This window comes from Kitasatospora sp. NPDC085464, assembly GCF_044541955.1.
Taxonomy (GTDB): Bacteria; Actinomycetota; Actinomycetes; order Streptomycetales; family Streptomycetaceae; genus Kitasatospora.
Map to the genome: position 1 here is coordinate 1 of NZ_JBITTM010000009.1, position 21,139 is coordinate 21,139.

Here is a 21,139-nt window from a genome sequence, read left to right on the forward strand (position 1 = left end):
CACGCTGTTGAGTTCTCAAGGAACGGACGCTTCCTTCGGACCGCCTTCCAGCGGACCCTCCGGGCTTCGTTCTTTCGTGTTTCCAGCTTATCAGACGTTTTCCGCTCCGTTTTCCGGAGTTTCATTCATCGGATTTCCCGAACTGGTCGGGGCCGCTTTCGCGACATCCACCACGTTAGCGCATTCCGAGTGTCACTCGAAATTCACACTCACACCCTGTTGACGGAAACGCCAACGAACCCATGTGAATGGGTTGCGAGAAGTGAGAGTGGGTCTTACCGGACGGGGTGGCTGCTCCAGCGACTCGTTCAACACTAGGCCACCTGGACGACATCGTCAAACGTCGAGGGCCGGATCTGTCCAGATCCGACCCTCGGTGCTCGAAGCCGCAGCTCAGAGCGGGTGCGCTTTCAGCCAGCCGAGTCGGTCGGCCGGCGCGTCAGCCAGCCGAGTCGGTCGGCCGGCGCGTCAGCCGGCGGAGACCAGCTCCGCCGCCGCCAGGTTGCGCTTGCCGCGCCGCAGCACCAGCCAGCGGCCGTGCAGCAGGTCGGCCTCGGTCGGCACCGCCTCCTCGTCCGTCACCTTGACGTTGTTGAGGTAGGCACCGCCCTCCTTGATCGTCCGACGCGCGGCCGAACGGCTCGGCGCCAGGCCGACGGCGACCAACAGGTCGACCACCGGCTGGAGTTCGGAGACCTCGGCCTTGGGGACCTCGGCCAGGGCGGCCGCCAGGGTCGGGGCCTCCAGGTCGGCGAGGTCGCCCTGGCCGAACAACGCCTTGGACGCGGCGACCGCGCGCTCGTACTGCTCGGCGCCGTGGACGAGGGTGGTGAGCTCCTCGGCGAGGGCACGCTGGGCGAGGCGGGCGGCGGGGCGCTCGCCGGTCTCGCGCTCCAGCTCCTCGATCTCCTCCTTCGAGCGGAAGCTGAAGATCCGCAGGAAGTTGGAGACGTCCCGGTCGTCCGCGTTCAGCCAGAACTGGTAGAAGGCGTACGGAGTGGTCAGCTCGGGGTCGAGCCAGACCGTGCCGGACTCGGTCTTGCCGAACTTGGTGCCGTCGGCCTTGACGATCAGCGGCGTGGCCAGCGCGTGGACGGACTTGCCGTCGGCCTTGCGGATCAGGTCCGTGCCGGCGGTCAGGTTACCCCACTGGTCGCTGCCGCCGGTCTGCAGGCTGCAGCCGTAGCGGCGGTTCAGCTCCAGGTAGTCCATGCCCTGGAGGATCTGGTAGCTGAACTCGGTGTAGCTGATGCCCGCGTCGGAGTTGAGCCGTCGGGCGACGGCCTCCTTCGCGATCATGTTGTTGACCCGGAAGTACTTGCCCACGTCACGCAGCAGGCTGATCGCCGACATCCCGGACGTCCAGTCCAGGTTGTTGACCATGCGCGCCGCGTACGGGCCCTCGAAGTCGAGGAAGCGCGAGATCTGGCCGCGCAGGCGCTCCACCCAGCCGGCCACCGTCTCGGGGTCGTTGAGCACGCGCTCGGCGGTGGGCTTCGGGTCCCCGATCAGGCCGGTGGCGCCGCCGACCAGGCCGAGCGGGAGGTTCCCCGCCTGCTGGATGCGGCGCATGGTGAGGATCTGCACCAGGTTGCCGAGGTGCAGGCTGGGGGCCGTCGGGTCGAAGCCGCAATAGAACGTGACCGGGCCGTCCGCGAACGCCTTGCGCAGTGCGTCCTCGTCGGTGGACAGGGCGATCAGCCCACGCCACCGCAGCTCGTCGACGATGTCCGTCACGGTCACGCTTCTCCTTCTGTCGGGCGTCCGCCCGTTTGCGGCCCGGTTCCGTCCGGGCCCCGGGTCGGTACGACTCCAGCCTGATAGAGCCTACGTGGTTCCGGCCAGCGAGTTCTCCCCGAGGCACCCCCTCGTTTCCCCCTGAGCACCCTCCCGGCTGCGGCTCCCCGCTCCCCCGGGCCCCTCCGTGATACCGGAAATTCCGTTGTTCGTCGGCTGCGGGCCCGTTCAGAGTGGTGTCACCGCCGTGCGGCGGCAGTGACGTGTGTGGAGACGGTCGTGCCGCCGTGGCACGCCCGTGGGAAGGGTGTGCCGAGTGCGCAACACGCTGGTTCTGAACGCGAGCTACGAGCCCCTGACGACGGTGTCGCTTCAGCGCGCCGTCGTCCTGGTGCTCCAGGACAAGGCGGTGGTGGAGCAGGCGCACCCGCTGCGCTCGATCCGGGGGACGGGTGTCGCCGTCCCGGTCCCGAGGGTGATCAGACTGCAACGGTACGTACGGGTGCCGTTCCGACAACAAGCCCCGTGGACGCGGCGGGGTGTCCTGGCCAGGGACCAGCACCTGTGCGCGTACTGCGGGCGGCGGGCCACCACGGTGGACCACCTGCAGCCCAAGTCGCGCGGTGGTGCCGACAGTTGGCTGAACACCGTGGCCGCGTGCGCGGAGGACAACCAGCGCAAGGCCGACCGGACGCCGGAGCAGGCCGGGATGAAGCTGCTGCGGCGCCCCTTCGTGCCGACCCCGCAGGCCAGTCTGATGCTGGCGCTCGGCCTGCGCGGCTCGGAGGCGCGGGAGCTCGCGGACTGGCTGCCGCCGGTGCCGGGCCTGCCCGTCCCGGCCGCGTAGCCCCGGGACGGGGGCCGCGGAAGCAGCCCGCCGGCCGGGGACGGCGGAAGCCCCCGGCCGGGGACGGCGGAGGAAGCGGCCTCAGCCCTTCGCCTGGTACCCGGCCGCCGTGCCGTAGTTGGCCGCGTGCTCGGGCACCACGACCACCTGACCGCCGCCGATCAGCACCCGCCCGGAGACCAGCAGCGAGCCGGTCCCGGGCGGGAAGTTGCCGCCGGTCGCCTCCCCGCCGCCGGCCAGCGGGAACCGGGTCAGGTGGGCGGGCTGGTCGCGGCGCTCGTCGGCGGCGACCACCAGCGAGCCGCCGTCGATGCCGACCGCCCGGACGGTGCCCTTGGCGGACATCGGGACCTTCCAGCGCTGCTTGCCGGTCTCCAGGTCGTAGCCGACCGCGGCGGCCGGCCCGCCGCCGTTCGCCGGGGTCAGGGTGGTGACCATGGCGCGGCCCTCGAAGAACACCTCGGGGGTGGCCGTGAAGGCGCCGTGGGTGACGTCCAGCCGGCCGCCCTCCGTGACCACCGGGATCTCGGCGGCCGGGTCCCCGGCGGCGCCCCAGGCGAACACCCGGTCGTTCTCCGGCTTGTCGCCGGTGGTGAGGACCACGGCCGGCTCCGCGGACAGCACGGTCACCGTCTTCGGCTGGTTGTTCAGGCCCCGCCACCAGCCGACCTTGCCGTCCGCGACGTTCAGTGAGACGGCCTGGTCGGCGGGTGTCGAGTCGGCGCAGGAGGAGGCCACCAGCACGGTCTTGCCGCTGACGCCGCCGGAGAGGGTGCAGAACTTGCCCTGCCCGGTGTACTGCCAGACGTCCTTGCCGTCCGCCGACTCCCAGGCCACCGCGTGGTCGTCGCCGATCGCCACCACCTTGTCCTCGGTGACGCCGACCCGCGCGGAGTAGGCGCCCTTGGTGTCCGAGAGGGTCTTGGTCCAGGCCGTCTTGCCCGTCTTGGTGTCCACGGCGGCCACCAGCGCGCAGGGGCTCTTCGGGTCCGCCTTCGGGCGGAACAGCACCGCGCCCAGGCCCGCCTGGTTCACGCCGGTCGACAGTCCGCAGGGGACGGCGCCGGCGGCCGGCGGCTCCACCGACCAGGTCGACTTGCCGCCGGCGCGGTCGTACGCGTGCACCCCGGAGCCGTCGGCCCGGACCACCGCGTCCGTCAGCAGCCAGCTCCCGACCAGCGTGTCGTCGCCCGCGGACTGCCCGGCCGCAGCGGGCTGCGCGGACCACGCCCGGGTGTGCGCCACGGTGAACCCGGGCTCGCCGCCGCTGCTCGCGGCCGCACTGCCGCCGCCTTCCGCACCGACCATCAGACCGGCCGTGACCAGCACCCCCAGTGCGGCCACGCCGGCGCCGGCCCGCACCAACAGGGCCTTGCGGCTGGGCACGTGCTCCCCGGTCAGCACCGCGTCGGCGGCCTTCCGGGCCTTGGCCGACAGCGAGGTGCCGGACTCCGGGCCCGGCTTCGGGCCGGACGCCGTACCCGACGCGGGAACGGGACCGCCGTCACCGCCCCTGCGGGAGGCGGACCGGGAGCGCGCGGCGGACCGGGCGGTGGACCGGGCCTCGGCCTCGGGCTCCGGAGCGTCCTCCCCGGTCGAACCCGGGGTCTTCCCCGGCCCGGTCGGCGCCGACTCCGGCTCCGGCTCGGCCTCCTCGACGTGCACGTAACCGTCCGCCGAGTACTCGGCTCCCGCCGGGACGTACAGCCCCTCCCCGGCCGGCTGCGCGGCGGCGTACGGCGCGTAGTGCTGCGCGTGCTCGGGGTACGGCGCGTACTGCGGGGGCTGCACGGCCTGTGCGTGGTCCGGGAACGGCTGGTACTGGTCCTGGCCGCCGTACTGCCCCTGGACGTAACCGCCCTCGACGTACCCGGTCTGCCCGTAGCCGCTCTGCCCGTAGCCGCTCTGCGCGTACCCGCCGGGGTCGTGGCCGGCCTGTCCGTGGTCGCCCTGTCCGTGGTCGCCCTGGTCGTAGCCGCTCTGGCCGTAGCCGGCGTGCCCGTGACCGGCGTGCGCGTAGCCGGTCCGGTCGTACTGCTGCTGCCAGTGCGCCTGCTCCTGCGCCTGCTGCCCGTAGTACCCGCCGCCCTGCCAGTCCGGCAGGCCCTGGGCCTGCTGCCCCTGGCCCGGCTGTCCCTGGGGGTGCCACGGCTGCTGCCCGGCGTGGGCGTCTCCGACGGGCTCCTGCGCCATCCGTTCCGTCCCTCCGTGCCCGCCTGCCTGCCGATGCGGCAGTCAGCATCTCACGCCCGCTCGGAGGGACGACCCTGGCCCTCGGCGTACGTTCCCGGCGGGCTGGCCGGCCGGGATCAGGCCGCGGACTCGGCGCGCAGTGCCTCGTCGATGCGGGCGGCCAGGGTGAAGTCCAGGCCGGTGAGGCCGCCGGCGCTGTGGGTGGACAGGACGAAGCGCAGGGTGCGCCAGCGGATGTCGATGTCGGGGTGGTGGTCGAGTGACTCGGCCTGCTCGGCGACGGCGACGACCACCCGGATCCCCGCGGGGAAGTCCGGGGCGTCGGCGCTGCGGACGATGCCGTCGCCCTCGCGGGTCCACTCCGGCAGCGCCGCCAGGGCCGCCGTGATCTCGTCCTCGCTCAGCCGTGCCCTGTTGCTCATCGCTGCGCTCCTGCTCGGTCGTCGGTGCTCCGGGCGCCCGGGGTCCTCCGGGGTGCCGGGGTCAGGCGGCCTTCCGACGCGGACGGGCCACCAGCTCGCCGCCGCAGTTCGGGCAGGCGCCGGCCATGGCCTCGGTGCATTCCGGGCAGAAGGTGCACTCGTAGGAACATATCGAGGCGGCGCCGTCGGCGGTCAGCGACACCGCGCAGCGCTCGCAGGTCTCACGCATCTCCAGGGCCATGGCCTACTCCTGTGACTCTCGTACGATCCGACATCTGTACAACGGCGGCCCGACGGCCGCTCACCCCACCAGCAGCTTGGTGACCGCCGCGAGGCCGACCACCACGATCACCCCGCGCAGCACGGCCGGCGGCAGCCGGCGGCCGACCTTGGCGCCGACCAGGCCGCCGACCAGCGAACCCACCGCGATCAGCCCGGCCGCCGCCCAGTTCACGGTCGAGGTGAACAGGAAGAAGAGCGCGGCGACGGCGTTGACGATCATCGCCAGGGCGTTCTTCACCCCGTTGATCCGCTGCAGGTCCTCCTGCAGCAGCATGCCCATCAGCGCCATCAGCAGGACACCCTGCGCGGCGCCGAAGTAGCCGCCGTAGATGCCGGTGAGGAACACCCCGACCAGCAGCACCGAGCTGCCGTCCGGGTCGCCACCGGGCCGGCGGCGGGCGGCGACGGCCCTGGCCACCCGGGGCTGGATCACCACCAGGACCAGCGCGAGCAGGATCAGGACCGGGACGATCGCGTCGAAGGCCGCGCTCGGCAGCTTGATCAGCAGCAGTGCGCCGAGCAGCCCGCCGAGCAGCGAGGCGGTTCCCAGACGCAGCACCCGGCGCCCCTGGTCGGCGAGTTCGCGGCGGTAGCCGATCACGCCGCTGAGCGAACCGGGCACCAGGCCGAAGGAGTTGGAGACGTTGGCGGTGACCGGTGGGATCCCGACGGCGAGCAGGACGGGGAAGGTGATCAGGGTGCCGGAACCGACGATCACATTGATCATCCCGGCGCCGACCCCGGCCACCAGGACGGCGACCGCCTCCCAGAGCGTCATGGGTCACTCCTCCTCTCGGTCCTGTCCGAGGGGATCATGCCGGACCGCCCTCCCGCCCGGCCAGGCCCGCCCACGATTCGGGACGCACGCCACACCGCCGCGGACCGGCGCCGCGGAAGCCCCGAGGGCCCGCCGCCGTACGGGAGGCGTACGGCGGCGGGCCCTCGACGGAGCACGCCTCGACCACTCACTGCGGCCGCGTCACTGCGGTCCGAATCACTCCGGGTCGATCTTGGGGAACTCCCGGGTCGGGTCCACCCGGGGACGGGCGGCGCCCTTGTCGGTGTCCACCGGCCGCGGCCCGGACGCCGGGTCGATCGGCACCTGGGTGGCCGGGGACGCCTTCGGGACGCTCGGCGCCGCGACGGCACCGCCGTTGATCCCGCCGCCGTTGCCGGTCAGGCCGTTGAAGGCACCGCCGAGGCCCTTGAGCGCGTCGCCGACCTCGCTCGGGATGATCCAGAGCTTGTTGGAGTCGCCCTTGGCCAGCTCGGGCAGGGTCTGCAGGTACTGGTAGGCGAGCAGCTTCTGGTCGGCGTCACCGTCGTGGATGGCTTCGAAGACCGTCCGGATCGCGGCCGCCTCACCGTCGGCGCGCAGCACCGCGGCCTGCGCCTCACCCTCGGCCCGCAGGACGTCCGCCTGCTTCTCACCCTCCGCCTTGAGGATCTGCGCCTGGCGCTGGCCCTCGGCGGTGAGGATCGCGGCGCGCTTGTCCCGGTCGGCGCGCATCTGCTTCTCCATCGAGTCCTGGATGGAGGTCGGCGGCTCGATCGCCTTCAGCTCGACGCGGTTGACCCGGATGCCCCACTTGCCGGTGGCCTCGTCCAGGACGCCGCGCAGACCGGCGTTGATGACCTCGCGGGAGGTCAGGGTGGACTCCAGGTCCATCGAGCCGATGATGTTGCGCAGCGTGGTGACGGTCAGCTGCTCGATCGCCTGGATGTAGCTGGCGACCTCGTAGGTGGCCGCGCGGGGGTCGGTGACCTGGTAGTAGATGACGGTGTCGATGTTGACGACCAGGTTGTCCTGGGTGATCACCGGCTGCGGCGGGAACGGGACGACCTGCTCGCGCAGGTCGATCCGGTTGCGGACGCGGTCGATGAACGGGACGACGATGTTCAGTCCGGCGTTGAGCGTCCGGGTGTAGCGGCCGAAGCGCTCCACGATCGCCGCGCTGGCCTGTGGGATGACCTGGATCGTCTTGATCAGCGCGATGAAGGCCACCACGACCAGGACGACCAGGACGATAAGGACGGGTTCCACGGACTCTCCCCTAGACGACCAGGGCGGTCGCGCCCTGGATTTCGACGACGTCGACCTGCTGCCCGGGCTGGTACACCTGCTCCGGGTGGAGCGCGCGGGCCGACCAGATCTCGCCGTTCAGCTTGATCCGGCCGCCCTCCCCGTCGACGGTTTCCGCGACGACCGCGGTGGCGCCGTGCAGCGCCTCGATGCCCATCTTGACCTGAGGGCCCTTCTGGAGCTGCCGGTAGGCGATCGGGCGGACGAAGACCACGAGCCCGACCGAGACCAGGAGGAAGGTCACGGTCTCCAGGACCACTCCCCCGCCCAGCCCGGCCACGCCGGCGGCGGCCAGCGCTCCGACCGCGAACATGGCGAACTCCGGCATCGCGGTGAGAACCAGCGGTATGCCGAGCCCTGCGGCGGCCAGGAGCCACCAGATCCAGCTGTCCACACGTCCATCCTAGGGAGCGAAGGCCTTCGAGGCGGACAGTTCCCGCAGGTCGAGGGGCGGAAACCGGTCGCACGTGCGACCGGTTCCGACGGCCTCGCGCAGGACGGGCGGAGCGGGGGCGGAACGAGGGGCGGAGGAGCGGCGGACGGGGCGTCAGCCCAGCGGCAGGCCCTGGGCCGACCAGCGGTCGCCGTGGCGCTCCAGGGTGAGCGGCAGGCCGAAGCACTTGGAGAGGTTGCGGGCGGTCAGCTCGGTGTCGATCGGGCCCGCCGTGAGCACCTTGCCCTGGCGGATCATCAGGACGTGGGTGAAGCCGGGGGCGATCTCCTCGACGTGGTGGGTGACCATCGCCATCGCCGGGGCGAACTCGTCCTGGGCGAGCGCGCCGAGCCTGCGGACCAGGTCCTCGCGCCCGCCGAGGTCCAGGCCGGCGGCCGGCTCGTCGAGCAGCAGCAGCTCGGGGTCGGTCATCAGGGCGCGGGCGATCAGGGTGCGCTTGCGCTCGCCCTCGGAGAGGGTGCCGAACTTGCGGCCGGTGAGGCCGGCCATGCCGAGGCGGTCGAGCAGCGCGAGGGCGCGGGACTCGTCCGACTGCTCGTAGCTCTCCTGCCAGCTGACCGTCATCCCGTAGGCGGCGGTGAGCACCGTCTGCAGCACGGTCTGCTCGGCCGGCAGCTTGTCGAACATGGCGGCGCCGGCCAGGCCGATCCGGGAGCGCAGCTCGAAGACGTCGATCTCGCCCAGCTTCTCGCCCAGCACGGTGACCTTGCCCGAGGTCGGGAACAGGTACGAGGAGGCGATCTGCAGCAGGGTGGTCTTGCCGGCGCCGTTCGGGCCCAGGATGACCCAGCGCTCACCCTCGGAGATGGACCACGAGACCTGGTCGACCAGCGCGCGCCCCTCCCGGACCACGGATACGTCCACCAGCTCCAGCACGTCGCTCATGCCTACGCCTTCCCCAAAAACAAGATTCTCGGCCGTCGGTGCGGGCGGCACGCCGACTCCGGCAGCCGGTGGGCACGGGTGGGTGCGCCGCACACGCATGGGCAAACCTACGCCACGCGGATGACCGCCGATTCCGTAGGCTGGCCGGATGCTCGCGACTCCTGCCGACAATCCGTACGAAGAGCCCCGTTCGGGGCGGCTGGCCGCCTGGGGCAACTCCCTGCTGGCGGGCCTGGTGCCGCCCGACAACGCCGCCGCGGCCGTGCTGGGCGCCGACGAGAGCCACCGGGTGACCGGGCTGCCCGGGGACGAGCCGGGCGAGCAGCACGGGCTGACCTGGGCGCTGGGCCGGCTGCGGGTGCTGGGGGTGAAGGGCCTGCGCCTCGCGCTGCCCTCGGCCGGGCACCCGCTGGGGCTGACCGGCCCCGGGCCGTTCAACGAGCGCGCGATGGCCGCGGGCGAGGCCGTCCTGGCGGTGGGGGTGCCGCTCGGGCTGGTGCCGGAGGTCGAGGTGTTCGGCCCGGCCGGGGACCGCTCCGCGACCGTGCTGTGGCGCTGCTCCGAGGTGAACGACACACCGCCGGCGGACGTGCCGTCGCTGCACGAGGCCGAGCGCGAGCTGGCGGACGGGCTGCGCGAGGCGACCGTGCTGCTCACCCGGCTCGACGTGGCCGGCGCCGGGCCGGAGGCGCTGCGCGCCCTGGAGGCGTACCGCCGGCGCGGGCACGCCGAGCTGCTGGCGCCCGGCTACCCGCCTCGTGCGGTGCGGGTGCTGGAGTCGGCCCGGCAGGTGTCGGCCCTGCTGTCGATCGCCTCCGGCGGCCACGGCGCGGCCGTCAGCGCCTCCGAGATGGCCGCGCGGCAGTCCGTTCTGGCGCCGCTGCGGCGCACCGCCCGACGGGCCCAGGTGGCCGCCTACAACGCCTTGGTGGACGAGCGCGAGGCCCGCTGAGGGCGCGCGGGACGGCTCTCGCACCTGGCCGGAATCCGACCCCTCGTGCACCGGACGCCGGACCGTTGGACGGTGCGCGCCGCCGGGGCGGGCCGCGGTGTCAACGCCACGGGTCCGCCTCGGCCAGGGCCGCCACCTCCGCCCGGTCGTACCGGCCGTCGGGCCCGACGGCCAGGCCGCCGCGTGCCGTGGCGGGTCTCCCCGGCGCCCCCTCGATGCGGTGTCAGCGCCCACCCTCGCACACCCCGCTGACATCCCCTCAGGCGCCGGTGGCGGCGTCCCGGGCCTCGCCGTTGCGGACCGCCCAGAGCGCGGCCTGCGTGCGGTCCGCGAGGTCCAGCTTCATCAGGATGTTGGAGACGTGGGTCTTCACCGTCTTCTCCGACAGGTGCAGGCTGCGCGCGATCTCCCGGTTGGAACGGCCGTCGGCGATGTGGCCGAGCACCTCGCGCTCGCGTTCGGTGAGGGTGCCGCCGCGGCCCTGCGGGGCGCGCGGGCCGTCGTCGGAGAGCAGGGCCTCGGCCAGCTCCGGCTGGAGCAGCACGTGGCCGGCGTGCACCGAGCGGATCGCCCCGGCCAGCGCCTCCGGGTCCACGTCCTTGTAGACGTACCCGGCGGCGCCGGCCCGCAGCGCGGGGACCATCGTGCGGTGCTCGGTGAAGCTGGTGACGATCAGGATCCGGGCCCGGCTGCCCTCGCCCTTGAGGGTGCGCAGCGCCTCGATCCCGTCGACGCCGGGCATCTTGAGGTCCATCAGGACCACGTCGGGGTCGAGTGCGCGGGCCCGCTCGACGCCCTCCGCCCCGTCGGCGGCCTCCCCGACCACCTCGATGTCGTCCTGGACCTCCAGGAACGTGCGCAGCCCGCGCCGGACCACCTGGTGGTCGTCGACCAGCAGGACGCGGATCGACGGTGTGCTCTCAGGCACCGGGGACCTCCATCTCGACGAGCGTCCCCCGGCCGGGGGACGACTCCAGGGTGAGCGTGCCGCCGACGGCGGCCGCGCGGTCGCGCATCGAGGCCAGGCCGAGGTGGCGGCCGGCCCGGCGGACGGATTCGGGGTCGAAGCCGCGCCCGTCGTCGCGCACCCGCAGCACGGCGCCGCGCGCGGGCGTCCCGGCCAGGGTGACGGTGACCCGGCCGGCCTCGGAGTGCCGCAGCGCGTTGTGCAGCGCCTCCTGGGCGACCCGCAGCAGGGCGGCTTCCTGGGCGGGCGGCAGGGCGCGGACGCCGTCGGCGGCGTAGGCGACGTCGGCGGTGTGCGCCCGGTCGAGGAGCTGCACCTGGGAGGCGAGGGTGGCGCTCAGCCCGTCCTCCTCCAGTGCCGCGGGGCGCAACTCCACGACGACGGCGCGCAGTTCGTCGGCGGCCTCGGCGGCCAGCCGGGCCACCTCGGCGAGTTCGGCGCGGGCCCGGGCCGGGTCGCGGTCGACGAGCTTGGCGGCGGCCTTGGCGGTGAGGCGCAGCGAGAAGAGCTTCTGCGAGACGGCGTCGTGCAGGTCGTGCGCGATCCGGGCGCGCTCGCCGGCCAGGGTCAGTTCGCGGCTGCGCTCGTACAGCCGGGCGTTGGAGAGGGCGAGGGCGGCGTGGGCGGCGAGGATCCGCAGCAGTTCCTCGTCGTGGTCGGTGAAGAGGCCGCCGCCGCGCTTGTTGGCGAGGAAGACGACGCCCAGCACCTGCGGTTCGTCCTCGGTCGCGTCGGTGTCCAGGATCGGCATGCCGAGGAAGGCGTCCATCTCGGGGTGGGCGGAGGGCCAGCCGCCGAAGGCGGGCGCCCGGCGGACGTCGGCGAGGCGGATGGGGCCGGTCTCGTGCAGCATCGCGGCGAGCACGCCGTGCTGGCGGGGCAGCGGGCCGATCGCCCGCCACTGCTCGTCGGTGACGCCGTCGACCACGAACTGGGCGAAGCCGCCGTGGTCGTCGGGCACGCCCAGGGCCGCGTACTCGGCGCCGAGCAGTTCCCGGGCGGAGGCGGTGATGCGGCGCAGCACCTCGCGGACCTCCAGGTGTCGGCTCATGGCGAGCAGCGCCTGGCTGACGGCCTCGATCCCGGACAGGCAGGGGTCGCAGGCGGGCAGTGGGCCCCGGGGGGCCGGGTGGTCTCCGGTGGTGCTGGGCATACCGCCAAACTACCGCCGCGGCCGGGGCGGTCGCGTCCGCCTGCGGCCGGGGCGGTCGCAGGTCCGGGGACCTAGGCCGTCGGACCCACACGGCGCCGTCGGGCCCGCGCCGCGTCGGCAGGCCGCGGTCGGCCGCGGGCCCCGCGGTCGCCACCGGGCCCACGACGCCGAGGGGCGGCCTCCCCGTTCGGGAAGGCCGCCCCTCGGCGGTCGGGCGAGGGCTCAGCCCTTCTGCATGACCTCGGGCTCGTGCCGGCGCTGGAGCCGGGTGACCAGCACGCCGATCGCGACCGAGATCACGACGAGCACGCCCGCGTCGATCGCCCACTGGGCCACCGCGTGCTTCCACAGCGGGTCGTAGTCCGGGTGCTGGAAGTCCTTGTTCCAGGGGCCCATGAGCTTGGACAGGTCGAGCGTGGTGGAGACGATGCCGGTGCCCCAGCGGGCCGGCATCAGCCAGGCGACCTGTTCCAGGCCGGGCTTGCCGAAGATCTGGAACAGGCAGCCGGTGAAGACGACCTGGACGATGGCGAACATGACCAGCAGCGGCATGGTCTTCTCGGCGGTCTTCACCAGGGCGGAGATCATCAGCCCGAACATCATGGCGGCGAAGCTGAGCAGGATCATGCCGATGGTCATCTCGATGATCGGCAGGTTCTTGACGATCAGGCCGTGCTCGGGGAGCTTGCGCGGCAGGAAGCCGACGGCGGAGATGATGGCGCCCTGGATCACGCTGAAGAAGCCCAGCACGATGATCTTGGACATCATGTACGCCGACCGGGAGAGCCCGGTGGCCCGTTCCCGTTCGTAGATCGCCCGTTCCTTGATCAGTTCCCGGACCGAGTTGGCGGCGCCGGAGAAGCAGGCCCCGATGGCCAGGATCAGCAGGATCGTCGCGGCGCCGCTGTTCAGTCCGAGCTGCGACTTCGGGTTCGGCGCGAGCCCCGGTGCGTTGGGGATCAGCACGCTGACCGCGCCGATGACCGCGGGCAGCAGCACCGACAGTGCCAGGAAGCCGCGGTCCGAGGCGAGCACCGACATGTAGCGCCGCATCAGGGTCCACAGCTGGGAGCCCCAGCTCTGCGGCTTCGGCGGCTTGACGGCCTCCTGGGCGACCTGGACGTGCTGCACCTCGCCCGCCTCGACGGTCGGGGCGGAGTACTGCTGGTAGTGCACCGAACCGCGGTAGCGGCCGGCCCAGTCGTGGTCCGGGTAGTTCTCGAAGGCCTGGAAGACGTCCGCCCAGGTCTCGTACCCGAAGAAGTGCAGCGCCTCGTCCGGCGGGCCGAAGTAGGCCACCGAACCGCCCGGCGCCATCACCAGCAGCCGGTCGCAGAGCGCGAGTTCGGCCACCGAGTGGGTGACGACCAGGATGGTGCGGCCGTCGTCGGCGAGGCCGCGCAGCATCTGCATGACCTCGCGGTCCATGCCCGGGTCGAGGCCCGACGTGGGCTCGTCCAGGAAGATCAGCGACGGCTTGGTGAGCAACTCCAGGGCGACCGAGACGCGCTTCTGCTGGCCACCGGAGAGCGCGGTGATCTTGTTGTCGGCGCGCTTGTCCAGGCGCAGCTCGTAGAGCACCTCGTCGATCCGGGCGTCGCGCTCGCGGGCTTCGGTGTCGCCGGGGAAGCGCAGCCGGGCCGCGTACTTGAGGCCCTTCCGGACGGTGAGCTCGCGGTGCAGGATCTCGGACTGCGGCACCAGGCCGATGCGCGAGCGGAGTTCGGCGAACTGCTTGTAGAGGTTGCGCCCGTCGTACAGCACCTCGCCGCGGTCGGCGGGGCGGTAGCCGGTGAGGGCGCGCAGCAGGGTGGACTTGCCGGAGCCGGACGGGCCGATGACCGCGACCAGGCTCTTCTCCGGGACGCCGAAGCTGACGTCGTTGAGCAGGATCTTCTTGGCGCCCTTGTGCTCGACCTCGACGGTCAGGTGGCGGGCGGAGAAGGAGACGGCGCCGGTGTCGACGAACTCCTGCAGCTGGTCGCCGACCAGGGTGAAGGTGGAGTGGCCGACGGTCAGGCGGTCCTGCGCGCCCATCAGCTGACGCTGGACCCGCTGGCCGTTGAGGAAGATGCCGTTGTGGCTGCCGAGGTCGACGATCTCCCAGCGGCCGTCCGGCAGTTGGCGCAGCTCGGCGTGGTGGCGGGACACCTGGAGGTCCGAGACCACGATGTCGTTGTCGAGCGCACGGCCGATGCGCAGCGTGCGCGTCATGTCGGCCAGCCGGCGGATCATCGTCGGCTGCGGACCACCGCCGTCGTGCTGCTGCGGCGGCGGCGTGAAGCCCTGGTCCTGCGGGAAGCCCTGCTGCTGCGGGAAGCCGTGCTGGGCCTGCGGCGCGTACTGCTGCTGCTGCGGGAACGGCTGCTGGGCCTGCTGCTGGCCGGCCCACGCCTGCTGCTGCGGCTGCTGGTACGGGTCCTGCTGCGGCCAGGCCTGCGGCTGCGGCACCGGGCCGCGGGCGGTGGCGGCCTCGTGCACGGGGGTGGTGTGCGGGGCGGCGGCCTGTGCGGGCGCGGAGAAACCGAGCCGGGGGCCGTTCTCCGGGTTGCCCAGGTTGACGACGGCTCCGGGGAACAGCTGGGCCTGCATGGTGCGGGCGCCGGCGACGTACGTGCCGTTGGTGCTGCCGTGGTCGTCCAGCTGCCAACCGCTGCCGTTGAAGCTGATGGTCCCGTGGTGCCAGGAGACCCTGGCGTCGTCGAACGGGAAGTCCGACTGCGGGTTGCGCCCGATGGTGTAGGACCGCCCGGGCTCCAGAGTCCGCTGCTGTCCGTTGATCTCAATGACGAGTTGCGGCACTGCTCGCCTGCCCCGCTCTCTCGGTTCCCCCGAATTTGGCCCCCCGCCGGGGGTGCGATGTTCCTGATGACTGACGGGGGGAATCATTCCAGCCCGCCGACCGCCGATGAAAGTCGGCCCGGGTGACTGTGACCAGGCTGCTACCGGAGCACGCGACCGCGGCGTCCCGCGAGGTGGGACGGGTGCCCTCGGGCCACCCGCCGACGGGTAGCGTGGGAGGCACCATGAACGCATCGCCCCTGGCCGCTGAGCCCCTCCCCGCCGCCCAGCCCCGGACCGCGGACGAGCGCACCCTGCTCGTCAAGGTGTTCGGCAAGGACCGCCCCGGCATCACCGCCGGCCTCTTCGCGACGCTGGCCGGCTTCGGCGTCGACGTCATCGACATCGAGCAGGTCGTGACCCGTGGCCGCATCACGCTGTGCGCCCTGGTCACCCCGCCCGCCGCGCCCGGCGCCGAGGGCGGGCTGCGGGCCACCGTCCACCGCTGGGCCGACGAGCAGAAGCTCCAGGCCGAGATCCTCTCCGGCATCGGCGACAACCGGCCGCGCCGCGAGGGCCGTTCGCACGTCACGGTGCTCGGTCACCCGCTGACCGCCGCCGCCGTCTCCGCGCTGACCTCCCGGATCACCGCGGCGGGCGGCAACATCGACCGGGTCTTCCGGCTCGCCAAGTACCCGGTGACGGCGGTCGAGCTGGCCGTCTCCGGTGTGGCCACCGAGGAGCTGCGGGCCGAGCTGGCCCAGGAGGCGGCCACCCAGCGGGTGGACGTCGCGGTGGTCGCGGCCGGGCTGGAGCGCCGGGCCAAGCGCCTGGTGGTCATGGATGTCGACTCCACGCTCATCCAGGACGAGGTGATCGAGCTGTTCGCCGCCCACGCGGGCTGCGAGGAGCAGGTCGCCGAGGTGACGGCGGCGGCGATGCGCGGCGAGCTGGACTTCGCCGAGTCGCTGCGGGCCCGGGTGGCGCTGCTGGCCGGGCTGGACGCCTCGGTGACGGAGAAGGTCCGTGCCGAGGTCCGCTTCACGCCGGGCGCGCGCACCCTGATCCGCACCCTGCAGCGCCTCGGCTTCCAGGTCGCGGTGGTCTCCGGCGGGTTCACCCAGGTCACCGACCACCTGGTGGAGCAGCTGGGGCTGGACTTCGCGGCGGCCAACACGCTGGAGGTGGTGGACGGCAGGTTCACCGGCCGGGTGGTCGGCGAGATCGTGGACCGGGCCGGCAAGGCGCGCTGGCTGGCCCGCTTCGCCGAGCAGGCGAAGGTGCCGCTGGAGCAGACGGTGGCGATCGGCGACGGCGCCAACGACCTGGACATGCTGAACGCGGCCGGGCTCGGGGTGGCGTTCAACGCCAAGCCGGTGGTGCGCGAGGCCGCCGACACCGCGGTGAACGTGCCGTTCCTGGACACCGTGCTCTACCTGCTGGGCATCACCCGCGAGGAGGTCGAGGCGGCCGACGCGCTGCACGGCACCCCGACCGAGGACGAGTGAGCGCGGCCCGCGGACGAGCGACCGCGGGCGGGTAGCGGCCGAGCAGCGGCCGACCGAGCAGGGCCCGCCCGAGGGCCACGACGACATCGAGGGGCGCGCGGACCGATCCGCGCGCCCCTCGACTGCGTTCCGCGTGCGTACCGGGTCAGTCCTGCGGCGTGTAGTACGAGACCAGCTCGGCCACGCCCGGCTCGACGCCCTTCCAGGAGCCGCTGAAGCTGAGCACCGCGATCGCCGCCGTCGGGAATCCGCCGAGCCGCAGCCGCTCCAGCGCGTCCCGGTCGCCCGCGTCCCCGGCCAGCACCTGGGTCAGGCCCAGCACACCGGGGTTGTGGCCGACCAGCACCACGTCCGCGTACTCCTCCGGGGTCTCCTGGAGGACCGCGATGATCTCGCCCGGGCTGGCCTCGTAGATCCGGTCCTCGTACACGGTCTTGCGGGGCCGCTTGGGCAGCTCGTGCACCGCCAGCTTCCAGGTCTCGCGGGTGCGCAGGGCCGTGGAGCAGAGCACGTAGTCGGGATTGATGCCGGAATCGACCAGCCAGCGGCCGGCGTCCGGGGCCTGGTGGCGGCCCCGGTCGGCCAGGGGCCGCTCATGGTCGTCCACGCCGTTCGGCCAGTCGGCCTTGGCATGGCGGAGAACGATGATCCTGCGGGGCGTGTCGGCGCTCATACCCAGCAAGCTTGGCAGAAAAGCCGCCCGGCGGCGCGATGCTCCCGGTTGCCGCCACCCCCTCGGGTGTCGGGTGCCATCATGCCCCGTTCACCGGGGCTTCGGACGGCGGTCGGGCTACGGTCGGACGGCCGTCAGCCCATCGAGGTGGCGACGGAGGCGATGACCGCCACCAGCACCACGATGGCGGCGAAGGCGAGGGCGATGCGGCCGAGCTGCTTGCGGCCGTCGGTGGGGTTCGGGTCGAGAACGGGCATGTCGGGAATTCTCCCATCCCGAACACGCCCGTCTCCCGGCGGCCCCGCCGCCTTGGCCGGAGCTTGACCTTCGAGCCCGGGGGCCGACCCCGGGGCCCGGCCCCGAAGAGCCCGGGCCCCGGCCGCCCGCGTCCGGCCGCCCGGTGTCAGGCCCGGACGGCCGCCGCCGGACGGACCGCCTCGTCCTCGATGTGGCGGGGCCGGGCGGCCCGCAGGCCGAACAGCATCTGCGGCACCAGCAGCAGCGCCAGGAAGCCCAGCGGCCAGTACCACTCGCCGGTGATCTGGTAGATCGGGCCGATCAGGATCACGCCCAGGACGGAGATCAGGTAGCCGACGCCCTGCGCGAAGACGGACAGCTGGGCCACCCCGCCCGCCGTCCGGGCCCGCAGCCCGATCATGGTCAGCACCAGCGGGAAGGCGCAGTTCGACAGGCCCACCAGGACGGCCCAGACCCACGGCGCCCCGTCCGGGGCGAGCGCCAGACCGGCGTAGCCGGCGATGCCGCAGCAGGCCAGTACCACCACGAAGAGCCGTTGGTCACCGCGCCGGGCGGCCAGGTTGGGCAGCACGAAGGAGACCGGCACGCCGACCACCATGGTGACCGCGAGCAACGCCCCCGAGGTGCCCTTGTCGACACCGGAGTCCTGGAAGATCTTCGGCAGCCAGCCCATCACCACGTACGCACCGGTGGCCTGGAGGCCGAAGAAGCAGGCCAGCGCCCAGGCCGTACGGCTGCGGGTGATCGGCAGCCTGGCGGGGGCGGCGGCGCCGGCGGCCCGCTCACCGCGCTCGCGCTTGGCGATCAGCACCGGCAGCCACAGCACCAGGGCGAGCGCGCCCAGTCCGGCCCAGGCGCCCAGGCCGTGGCGCCAGTCCCCGCCGAGCGCGTTGGTCAGCGGCACGCTGACCAGCGCGGCGAGCGCGGTGCCGGCGGACAGCGCCATGGAGTAGAGGCCGATCATCGGGCCGACCTTCTCCGGGAAGTACCGCTTGATCACCACCGGCAGCAGCACGTTGGCGACCGCCACGCCGGCCAGGGCGAGCGCGGTCAGCAGCAGGAACACCGCGGTCCCGCCGGCGAAGGAGCGGGCCAGCACGCCCGCGGTGATGGCGGCCATGCCGGCCGTGACCACCGCGATCGGGCCGATCCGGCGGGCCGCGGCCGGCGCGGCGAAGCCGAACAGCGCGAAGCACAGCGACGGGACGGCGGTGAGCAGCCCGGCGAGGGTCGGGTTCATCCCGAGGTCGGCGCGGACCGGGTCGAGCAGCGGCCCGAGGCTGGTGACCACGGGGCGCAGGTTGACGGCGGCAGCGGCTATCGCGACGGCGAAGAGCACGCCGAGGTACTTGGAGGGGGTCTTGGAAGGGGCGGAATCGACGGGCCGCTCGGTCTGCGGCCCGGCCTCGTTCCGCGGGGAAGCGGTGGTCTCTGCTGCGGGCATGTGCGCCATCATAGAATGATGGGATGAATTGATGCACCCTGGAATTGGCATGATGTGCCGACCGTTCATCCACCGGTCACGTTCCACCAAGGCCGCCCCGAGCCGTAGTCGCAAGGAGTCCCCGTGGCGCTGTCCTCGCCGAGGCGCACCCCGCTGTCCGACCAGGTGATCGCCCAGCTGCGCGCCCAGATCACCTCCGGGGAGTGGCCGGTGGGCTCGCGCATCCCCACCGAGGCCGCCCTGGTGGAGCAGCTGGGCGTCGCGCGCAACACCGTGCGCGAGGCCGTGCGCGCCCTCGCGCACAACGGCCTGCTCGACATCCGGCAGGGCTCCGGCACCTACGTGCTGGCCACCAGCGAACTGGCCGGGGTGATGCACCGCCGGTTCGCCGACGCCGACCAGGCGCAGGTCGCCGAGCTGCGGGCGGCGCTGGAGACGTCGGCGGCCGGCCTGGCCGCCCGGCGCCGCACCGAGCGCGACCTGGAGCTGCTGGACGGCGCGCTGGCCCGCCGGGAGAACGCCTGGCACTCCGGTGACGCCGAGGACTTCGTCCAGGCCGACGCCGCCTTCCACCAGGCCGTGGTGGCCGCCTCCCACAACGACGTGCTGCTCGCCGTCTACGCCGACCTCGGCGAGGTCACCCGTGAGCACCTGCGGCACGACGTCGGCCCCGAGCTGATCGCCGAGCGCTACATCGGCCACGACACCATCCTGGAGGCCATCCGGGCGCGCGACGCCCAGCGCGCCTCGGTCGAGGCCGGCCGCGCCATCGGCGCCTGCGGGACGACCGAGGGGTGACCCCCGGGCACCGCGGGCCGTCGCACGTCGCCGACGTGCGGGCATGACGGAACGCCGCTGCCCGGCACCCCCTGCGGGAGGGGTGCCGGGCAGCGGCGTACGGGCGGGGTGTCAGGCGCCGATGGCGTGCAGACCGCCGTCGACGTGGATGATCTCGCCGGTGGTCTTCGGGAACCAGTCCGACAGCAGCGCGACGATGCCGCGGCCGGCCGGCTCCGGGTCGCTCAGGTCCCACTTCAGCGGGGAGCGCTGGTTCCAGGTGTCGGCCAGCTGCTCGAAGCCCGGGATGGACTTGGCGGCCATCGAGCCGAGCGGACCGGCCGAGACCAGGTTGCAGCGGATGTCGCGCTCGCCCAGGTAGCGGGCGAGGTAGCGGTTGGTCGCCTCGAAGGCGGCCTTGGTCGGGCCCATCCAGTCGTACTGCGGCCAGGCGAACTGGGCGTCGAAGGTCAGGCCGACCACCGAGCCGCCGTCCTGCATCAGCGGCAGCAGCGCCATGGTCAGCGACTTCAGCGAGTACGCCGAGACGTGCATCGCCGTGGCCACGGACTCCCACGGCGTGTTCAGGAAGTTGCCGCCCAGGGCGTCCTGCGGGGCGAAGCCGATCGAGTGGACGATGCCGTCCAGGCTCGGCAGGTGCTCGCGGACCTGGTCGGCGATGCCGGCCAGGTGCTCCGGGTTGGAGACGTCCAGCTCCAGCACCTTGACCGGGTGCGGCAGCTTCTTGGCGATCCGCTCGGTCAGGCTCGGGCGCGGGAAGGCGGTGAGGATGATCTCCGCGCCCTGCTCCTGCGCGAGCTTCGCGGCGTGGAAGGCGATGGAGGACTCCATCAGCACGCCGGTGATCAGGATGCGCTTGCCTTCGAGGATTCCACTCATGATCAGTGACCCATGCCCAATCCGCCGTCGACGGGAATGACGGCTCCGGTGATGTACGCGGCCTCTTCCGACCCGAGGAACCGCACGGTGGACGCGACCTCGGCGGGCGCAGCGTAGCGGCCCAGCGGCACGCCCGCGACGATCTCCGCGCGGCGCTCGTCGCTGAGCACGGCGGTCATGTCGGTGTCGACGAAGCCGGGGGCGACCACGTTGACGGTGATGTTGCGCGGGCCGAGTTCGCGCGCCAGCGACCGGGCGAAGCCCACCAGGCCGGCCTTGGAGGCGGCGTAGTTCGCCTGGCCCGGCGAGCCGGACAGGCCCACCACGGACGAGATCAGCACGACACGGCCCTTCTTGGCGCGCATCATCAGCTTGGAGGCGCGCTTGACCACCCGGAAGGTGCCGGTCAGGTTGGTGTCCACGACGGAGGTGAAGTCCTCCTCCGACATGCGCAGCAGCAGGGTGTCGTTGGTGATGCCCGCGTTGGCGACCAGCACCTCGACCGCGCCGTGCTTCTGCTCGATCTCGGTGAAGGCGGCGTCGACCTGTGCGGCGTCCGTGATGTCGCAGCGGACCGCGAGGACGTCGTACTTCTCCAGGCCCTCGGGCACCTCGCCCGAGCGGCTGGTGATGGCGACCTTGTCGCCCGCCTCGGCGAAGGCCTGGGCGATCGCGAGGCCGATGCCCCGGTTTCCTCCGGTGACGAGAACCGAGCGGCTCAACGATCCACCTCTCTCCGTGTGTGAGCGGTACGTCGGATTGCGTACGCAGTGTGACGCTATCGGGCGGTCGGCGGTGTCGGCGCATCGGGCTCCCACAGCGC

The 21,139-nt window shown here is 72.8% G+C and carries 20 protein-coding genes; 4 read left to right on the forward strand and 16 right to left on the reverse strand.

The features are described from left to right. Positions 1–468: 468 nt before the first annotated feature. Positions 469–1,737 carry a tyrosine--tRNA ligase gene (tyrS, locus tag ACIGG8_RS09755; protein WP_396547004.1) on the reverse strand — a complete coding sequence of 423 codons (1,269 nt, stop codon included), beginning with the start codon at positions 1,735–1,737 and terminating at the stop codon, positions 469–471. A 316-nt stretch (positions 1,738–2,053) separates the two neighbouring features. Here tyrS and ACIGG8_RS09760 point away from each other — a divergent pair, with 316 nt between their 5' ends. Then, positions 2,054–2,584: an HNH endonuclease gene (locus ACIGG8_RS09760; RefSeq protein WP_350525248.1), complete on the forward strand. Its 531-nt coding sequence runs from the start codon at positions 2,054–2,056 to the stop codon at positions 2,582–2,584. Between the two features lie 81 nt (positions 2,585–2,665). Here ACIGG8_RS09760 and ACIGG8_RS09765 read toward each other — a convergent pair whose 3' ends face one another. The 7 genes from ACIGG8_RS09765 to ACIGG8_RS09795 all read right to left on the reverse strand — a co-directional run bounded on the left by ACIGG8_RS09765 (position 2,666) and on the right by ACIGG8_RS09795 (position 8,903). Beyond that, a complete protein-coding gene (locus tag ACIGG8_RS09765; RefSeq protein ID WP_396546771.1) occupies positions 2,666–4,777 on the reverse strand; it encodes a PQQ-binding-like beta-propeller repeat protein in 2,112 nt (703 codons plus the stop codon). A 116-nt stretch (positions 4,778–4,893) separates the two neighbouring features. Beyond that, a complete protein-coding gene (locus tag ACIGG8_RS09770) occupies positions 4,894–5,199 on the reverse strand; it encodes a 4a-hydroxytetrahydrobiopterin dehydratase (protein WP_396546772.1) in 306 nt (101 codons plus the stop codon). A gap of 61 nt (positions 5,200–5,260) precedes the next feature. Continuing rightward, positions 5,261–5,440, reverse strand: coding sequence for a DUF1272 domain-containing protein (locus ACIGG8_RS09775; RefSeq protein ID WP_350525251.1), 180 nt, complete (start codon positions 5,438–5,440; stop codon positions 5,261–5,263). Between the two features lie 60 nt (positions 5,441–5,500). Next, complete coding sequence (locus ACIGG8_RS09780) at positions 5,501–6,259, reverse strand: sulfite exporter TauE/SafE family protein (RefSeq protein WP_396546774.1); 759 nt, start codon at positions 6,257–6,259, stop codon at positions 5,501–5,503. A gap of 216 nt (positions 6,260–6,475) precedes the next feature. Then, positions 6,476–7,525 carry an SPFH domain-containing protein gene (locus tag ACIGG8_RS09785; protein ID WP_350525253.1) on the reverse strand — a complete coding sequence of 350 codons (1,050 nt, stop codon included), beginning with the start codon at positions 7,523–7,525 and terminating at the stop codon, positions 6,476–6,478. A gap of 10 nt (positions 7,526–7,535) precedes the next feature. Then, the gene (locus ACIGG8_RS09790) at positions 7,536–7,958 is read right to left on the reverse strand and encodes an NfeD family protein (RefSeq protein WP_350525254.1); all 423 of its coding nucleotides are present in this window, start codon (positions 7,956–7,958) and stop codon (positions 7,536–7,538) included. A 153-nt stretch (positions 7,959–8,111) separates the two neighbouring features. Further along, positions 8,112–8,903 carry an ABC transporter ATP-binding protein gene (locus ACIGG8_RS09795; protein ID WP_350525255.1) on the reverse strand — a complete coding sequence of 264 codons (792 nt, stop codon included), beginning with the start codon at positions 8,901–8,903 and terminating at the stop codon, positions 8,112–8,114. A 148-nt stretch (positions 8,904–9,051) separates the two neighbouring features. On the opposite strand from ACIGG8_RS09795, the gene ACIGG8_RS09800 reads away from it, so the two are divergent. Next, on the forward strand, positions 9,052–9,855 hold the full coding sequence (locus ACIGG8_RS09800; RefSeq protein WP_396546776.1) for a hypothetical protein: 804 nt from the start codon (positions 9,052–9,054) through the stop codon (positions 9,853–9,855). Between the two features lie 259 nt (positions 9,856–10,114). Here ACIGG8_RS09800 and ACIGG8_RS09805 read toward each other — a convergent pair whose 3' ends face one another. The 3 genes from ACIGG8_RS09805 to ACIGG8_RS09815 form a co-directional block, all read right to left on the reverse strand. Further along, positions 10,115–10,783 carry a response regulator gene (locus ACIGG8_RS09805; protein WP_396546778.1) on the reverse strand — a complete coding sequence of 223 codons (669 nt, stop codon included), beginning with the start codon at positions 10,781–10,783 and terminating at the stop codon, positions 10,115–10,117. After that, on the reverse strand, positions 10,776–11,873 hold the full coding sequence (locus ACIGG8_RS09810) for a GAF domain-containing sensor histidine kinase (protein WP_396547006.1): 1,098 nt from the start codon (positions 11,871–11,873) through the stop codon (positions 10,776–10,778). Before ACIGG8_RS09810 ends, ACIGG8_RS09805 begins: the two co-directional genes overlap by 8 nt. 324 nt (positions 11,874–12,197) lie before the next feature. Further along, positions 12,198–14,777 (reverse strand): FHA domain-containing protein, encoded by a 2,580-nt coding sequence (locus ACIGG8_RS09815; RefSeq protein WP_396546779.1) that lies wholly within the window; start codon positions 14,775–14,777, stop codon positions 12,198–12,200. 224 nt (positions 14,778–15,001) lie between these two features. On the opposite strand from ACIGG8_RS09815, the gene serB reads away from it, so the two are divergent. Beyond that, positions 15,002–16,264, forward strand: a complete 1,263-nt coding sequence (serB, locus tag ACIGG8_RS09820; RefSeq protein ID WP_350525260.1) for a phosphoserine phosphatase SerB — start codon at positions 15,002–15,004, stop codon at positions 16,262–16,264. Positions 16,265–16,409: 145 nt separating this feature from the next. Here serB and ACIGG8_RS09825 read toward each other — a convergent pair whose 3' ends face one another. From ACIGG8_RS09825 to ACIGG8_RS09835, 3 genes are all read right to left on the reverse strand, one after another. Continuing rightward, positions 16,410–16,937, reverse strand: coding sequence for a histidine phosphatase family protein (locus ACIGG8_RS09825; protein WP_350525261.1), 528 nt, complete (start codon positions 16,935–16,937; stop codon positions 16,410–16,412). A 134-nt stretch (positions 16,938–17,071) separates the two neighbouring features. After that, positions 17,072–17,194, reverse strand: a complete 123-nt coding sequence (locus ACIGG8_RS09830) for an SGM_5486 family transporter-associated protein (RefSeq protein ID WP_267883116.1) — start codon at positions 17,192–17,194, stop codon at positions 17,072–17,074. Positions 17,195–17,340: 146 nt separating this feature from the next. Next, on the reverse strand, positions 17,341–18,648 hold the full coding sequence (locus ACIGG8_RS09835) for a CynX/NimT family MFS transporter (RefSeq protein ID WP_396547008.1): 1,308 nt from the start codon (positions 18,646–18,648) through the stop codon (positions 17,341–17,343). Between the two features lie 114 nt (positions 18,649–18,762). Here ACIGG8_RS09835 and ACIGG8_RS09840 point away from each other — a divergent pair, with 114 nt between their 5' ends. After that, positions 18,763–19,437, forward strand: a complete 675-nt coding sequence (locus tag ACIGG8_RS09840; protein ID WP_350525263.1) for a FadR/GntR family transcriptional regulator — start codon at positions 18,763–18,765, stop codon at positions 19,435–19,437. A 111-nt stretch (positions 19,438–19,548) separates the two neighbouring features. Here ACIGG8_RS09840 and fabI read toward each other — a convergent pair whose 3' ends face one another. Together fabI and fabG are read right to left on the reverse strand one after the other, a co-directional pair. Further along, positions 19,549–20,316, reverse strand: coding sequence for an enoyl-ACP reductase FabI (fabI, locus tag ACIGG8_RS09845; RefSeq protein WP_350525264.1), 768 nt, complete (start codon positions 20,314–20,316; stop codon positions 19,549–19,551). A gap of 2 nt (positions 20,317–20,318) precedes the next feature. Beyond that, complete coding sequence (gene fabG, locus ACIGG8_RS09850; protein WP_396546781.1) at positions 20,319–21,038, reverse strand: 3-oxoacyl-[acyl-carrier-protein] reductase; 720 nt, start codon at positions 21,036–21,038, stop codon at positions 20,319–20,321. Positions 21,039–21,139: the final 101 nt, after the last annotated feature.

Excerpts from the sequence above, each read along its gene's own strand:
- ACIGG8_RS09810 (WP_396547006.1), bottom strand. The coding sequence starts at position 11,873 with ATGAGCCGACACCTGGAGGTCCGCGAGGTGCTGCGCCGCATCACCGCC.
- ACIGG8_RS09765 (WP_396546771.1), bottom strand. The coding sequence starts at position 4,777 with ATGGCGCAGGAGCCCGTCGGAGACGCCCACGCCGGGCAGCAGCCGTGG.
- ACIGG8_RS09830 (WP_267883116.1), bottom strand. The coding sequence starts at position 17,194 with ATGCCCGTTCTCGACCCGAACCCCACCGACGGCCGCAAGCAGCTCGGC.
- ACIGG8_RS09780 (WP_396546774.1), bottom strand. The coding sequence starts at position 6,259 with ATGACGCTCTGGGAGGCGGTCGCCGTCCTGGTGGCCGGGGTCGGCGCC.
- ACIGG8_RS09800 (WP_396546776.1), top strand. The coding sequence starts at position 9,052 with ATGCTCGCGACTCCTGCCGACAATCCGTACGAAGAGCCCCGTTCGGGG.
- ACIGG8_RS09825 (WP_350525261.1), bottom strand. The coding sequence starts at position 16,937 with ATGAGCGCCGACACGCCCCGCAGGATCATCGTTCTCCGCCATGCCAAG.
- ACIGG8_RS09795 (WP_350525255.1), bottom strand. The coding sequence starts at position 8,903 with ATGAGCGACGTGCTGGAGCTGGTGGACGTATCCGTGGTCCGGGAGGGG.
- ACIGG8_RS09775 (WP_350525251.1), bottom strand. The coding sequence starts at position 5,440 with ATGGCCCTGGAGATGCGTGAGACCTGCGAGCGCTGCGCGGTGTCGCTG.
- serB (WP_350525260.1), top strand. The coding sequence starts at position 15,002 with ATGAACGCATCGCCCCTGGCCGCTGAGCCCCTCCCCGCCGCCCAGCCC.
- fabI (WP_350525264.1), bottom strand. The coding sequence starts at position 20,316 with ATGAGTGGAATCCTCGAAGGCAAGCGCATCCTGATCACCGGCGTGCTG.
- ACIGG8_RS09835 (WP_396547008.1), bottom strand. The coding sequence starts at position 18,648 with ATGGCGCACATGCCCGCAGCAGAGACCACCGCTTCCCCGCGGAACGAG.
- ACIGG8_RS09770 (WP_396546772.1), bottom strand. The coding sequence starts at position 5,199 with ATGAGCAACAGGGCACGGCTGAGCGAGGACGAGATCACGGCGGCCCTG.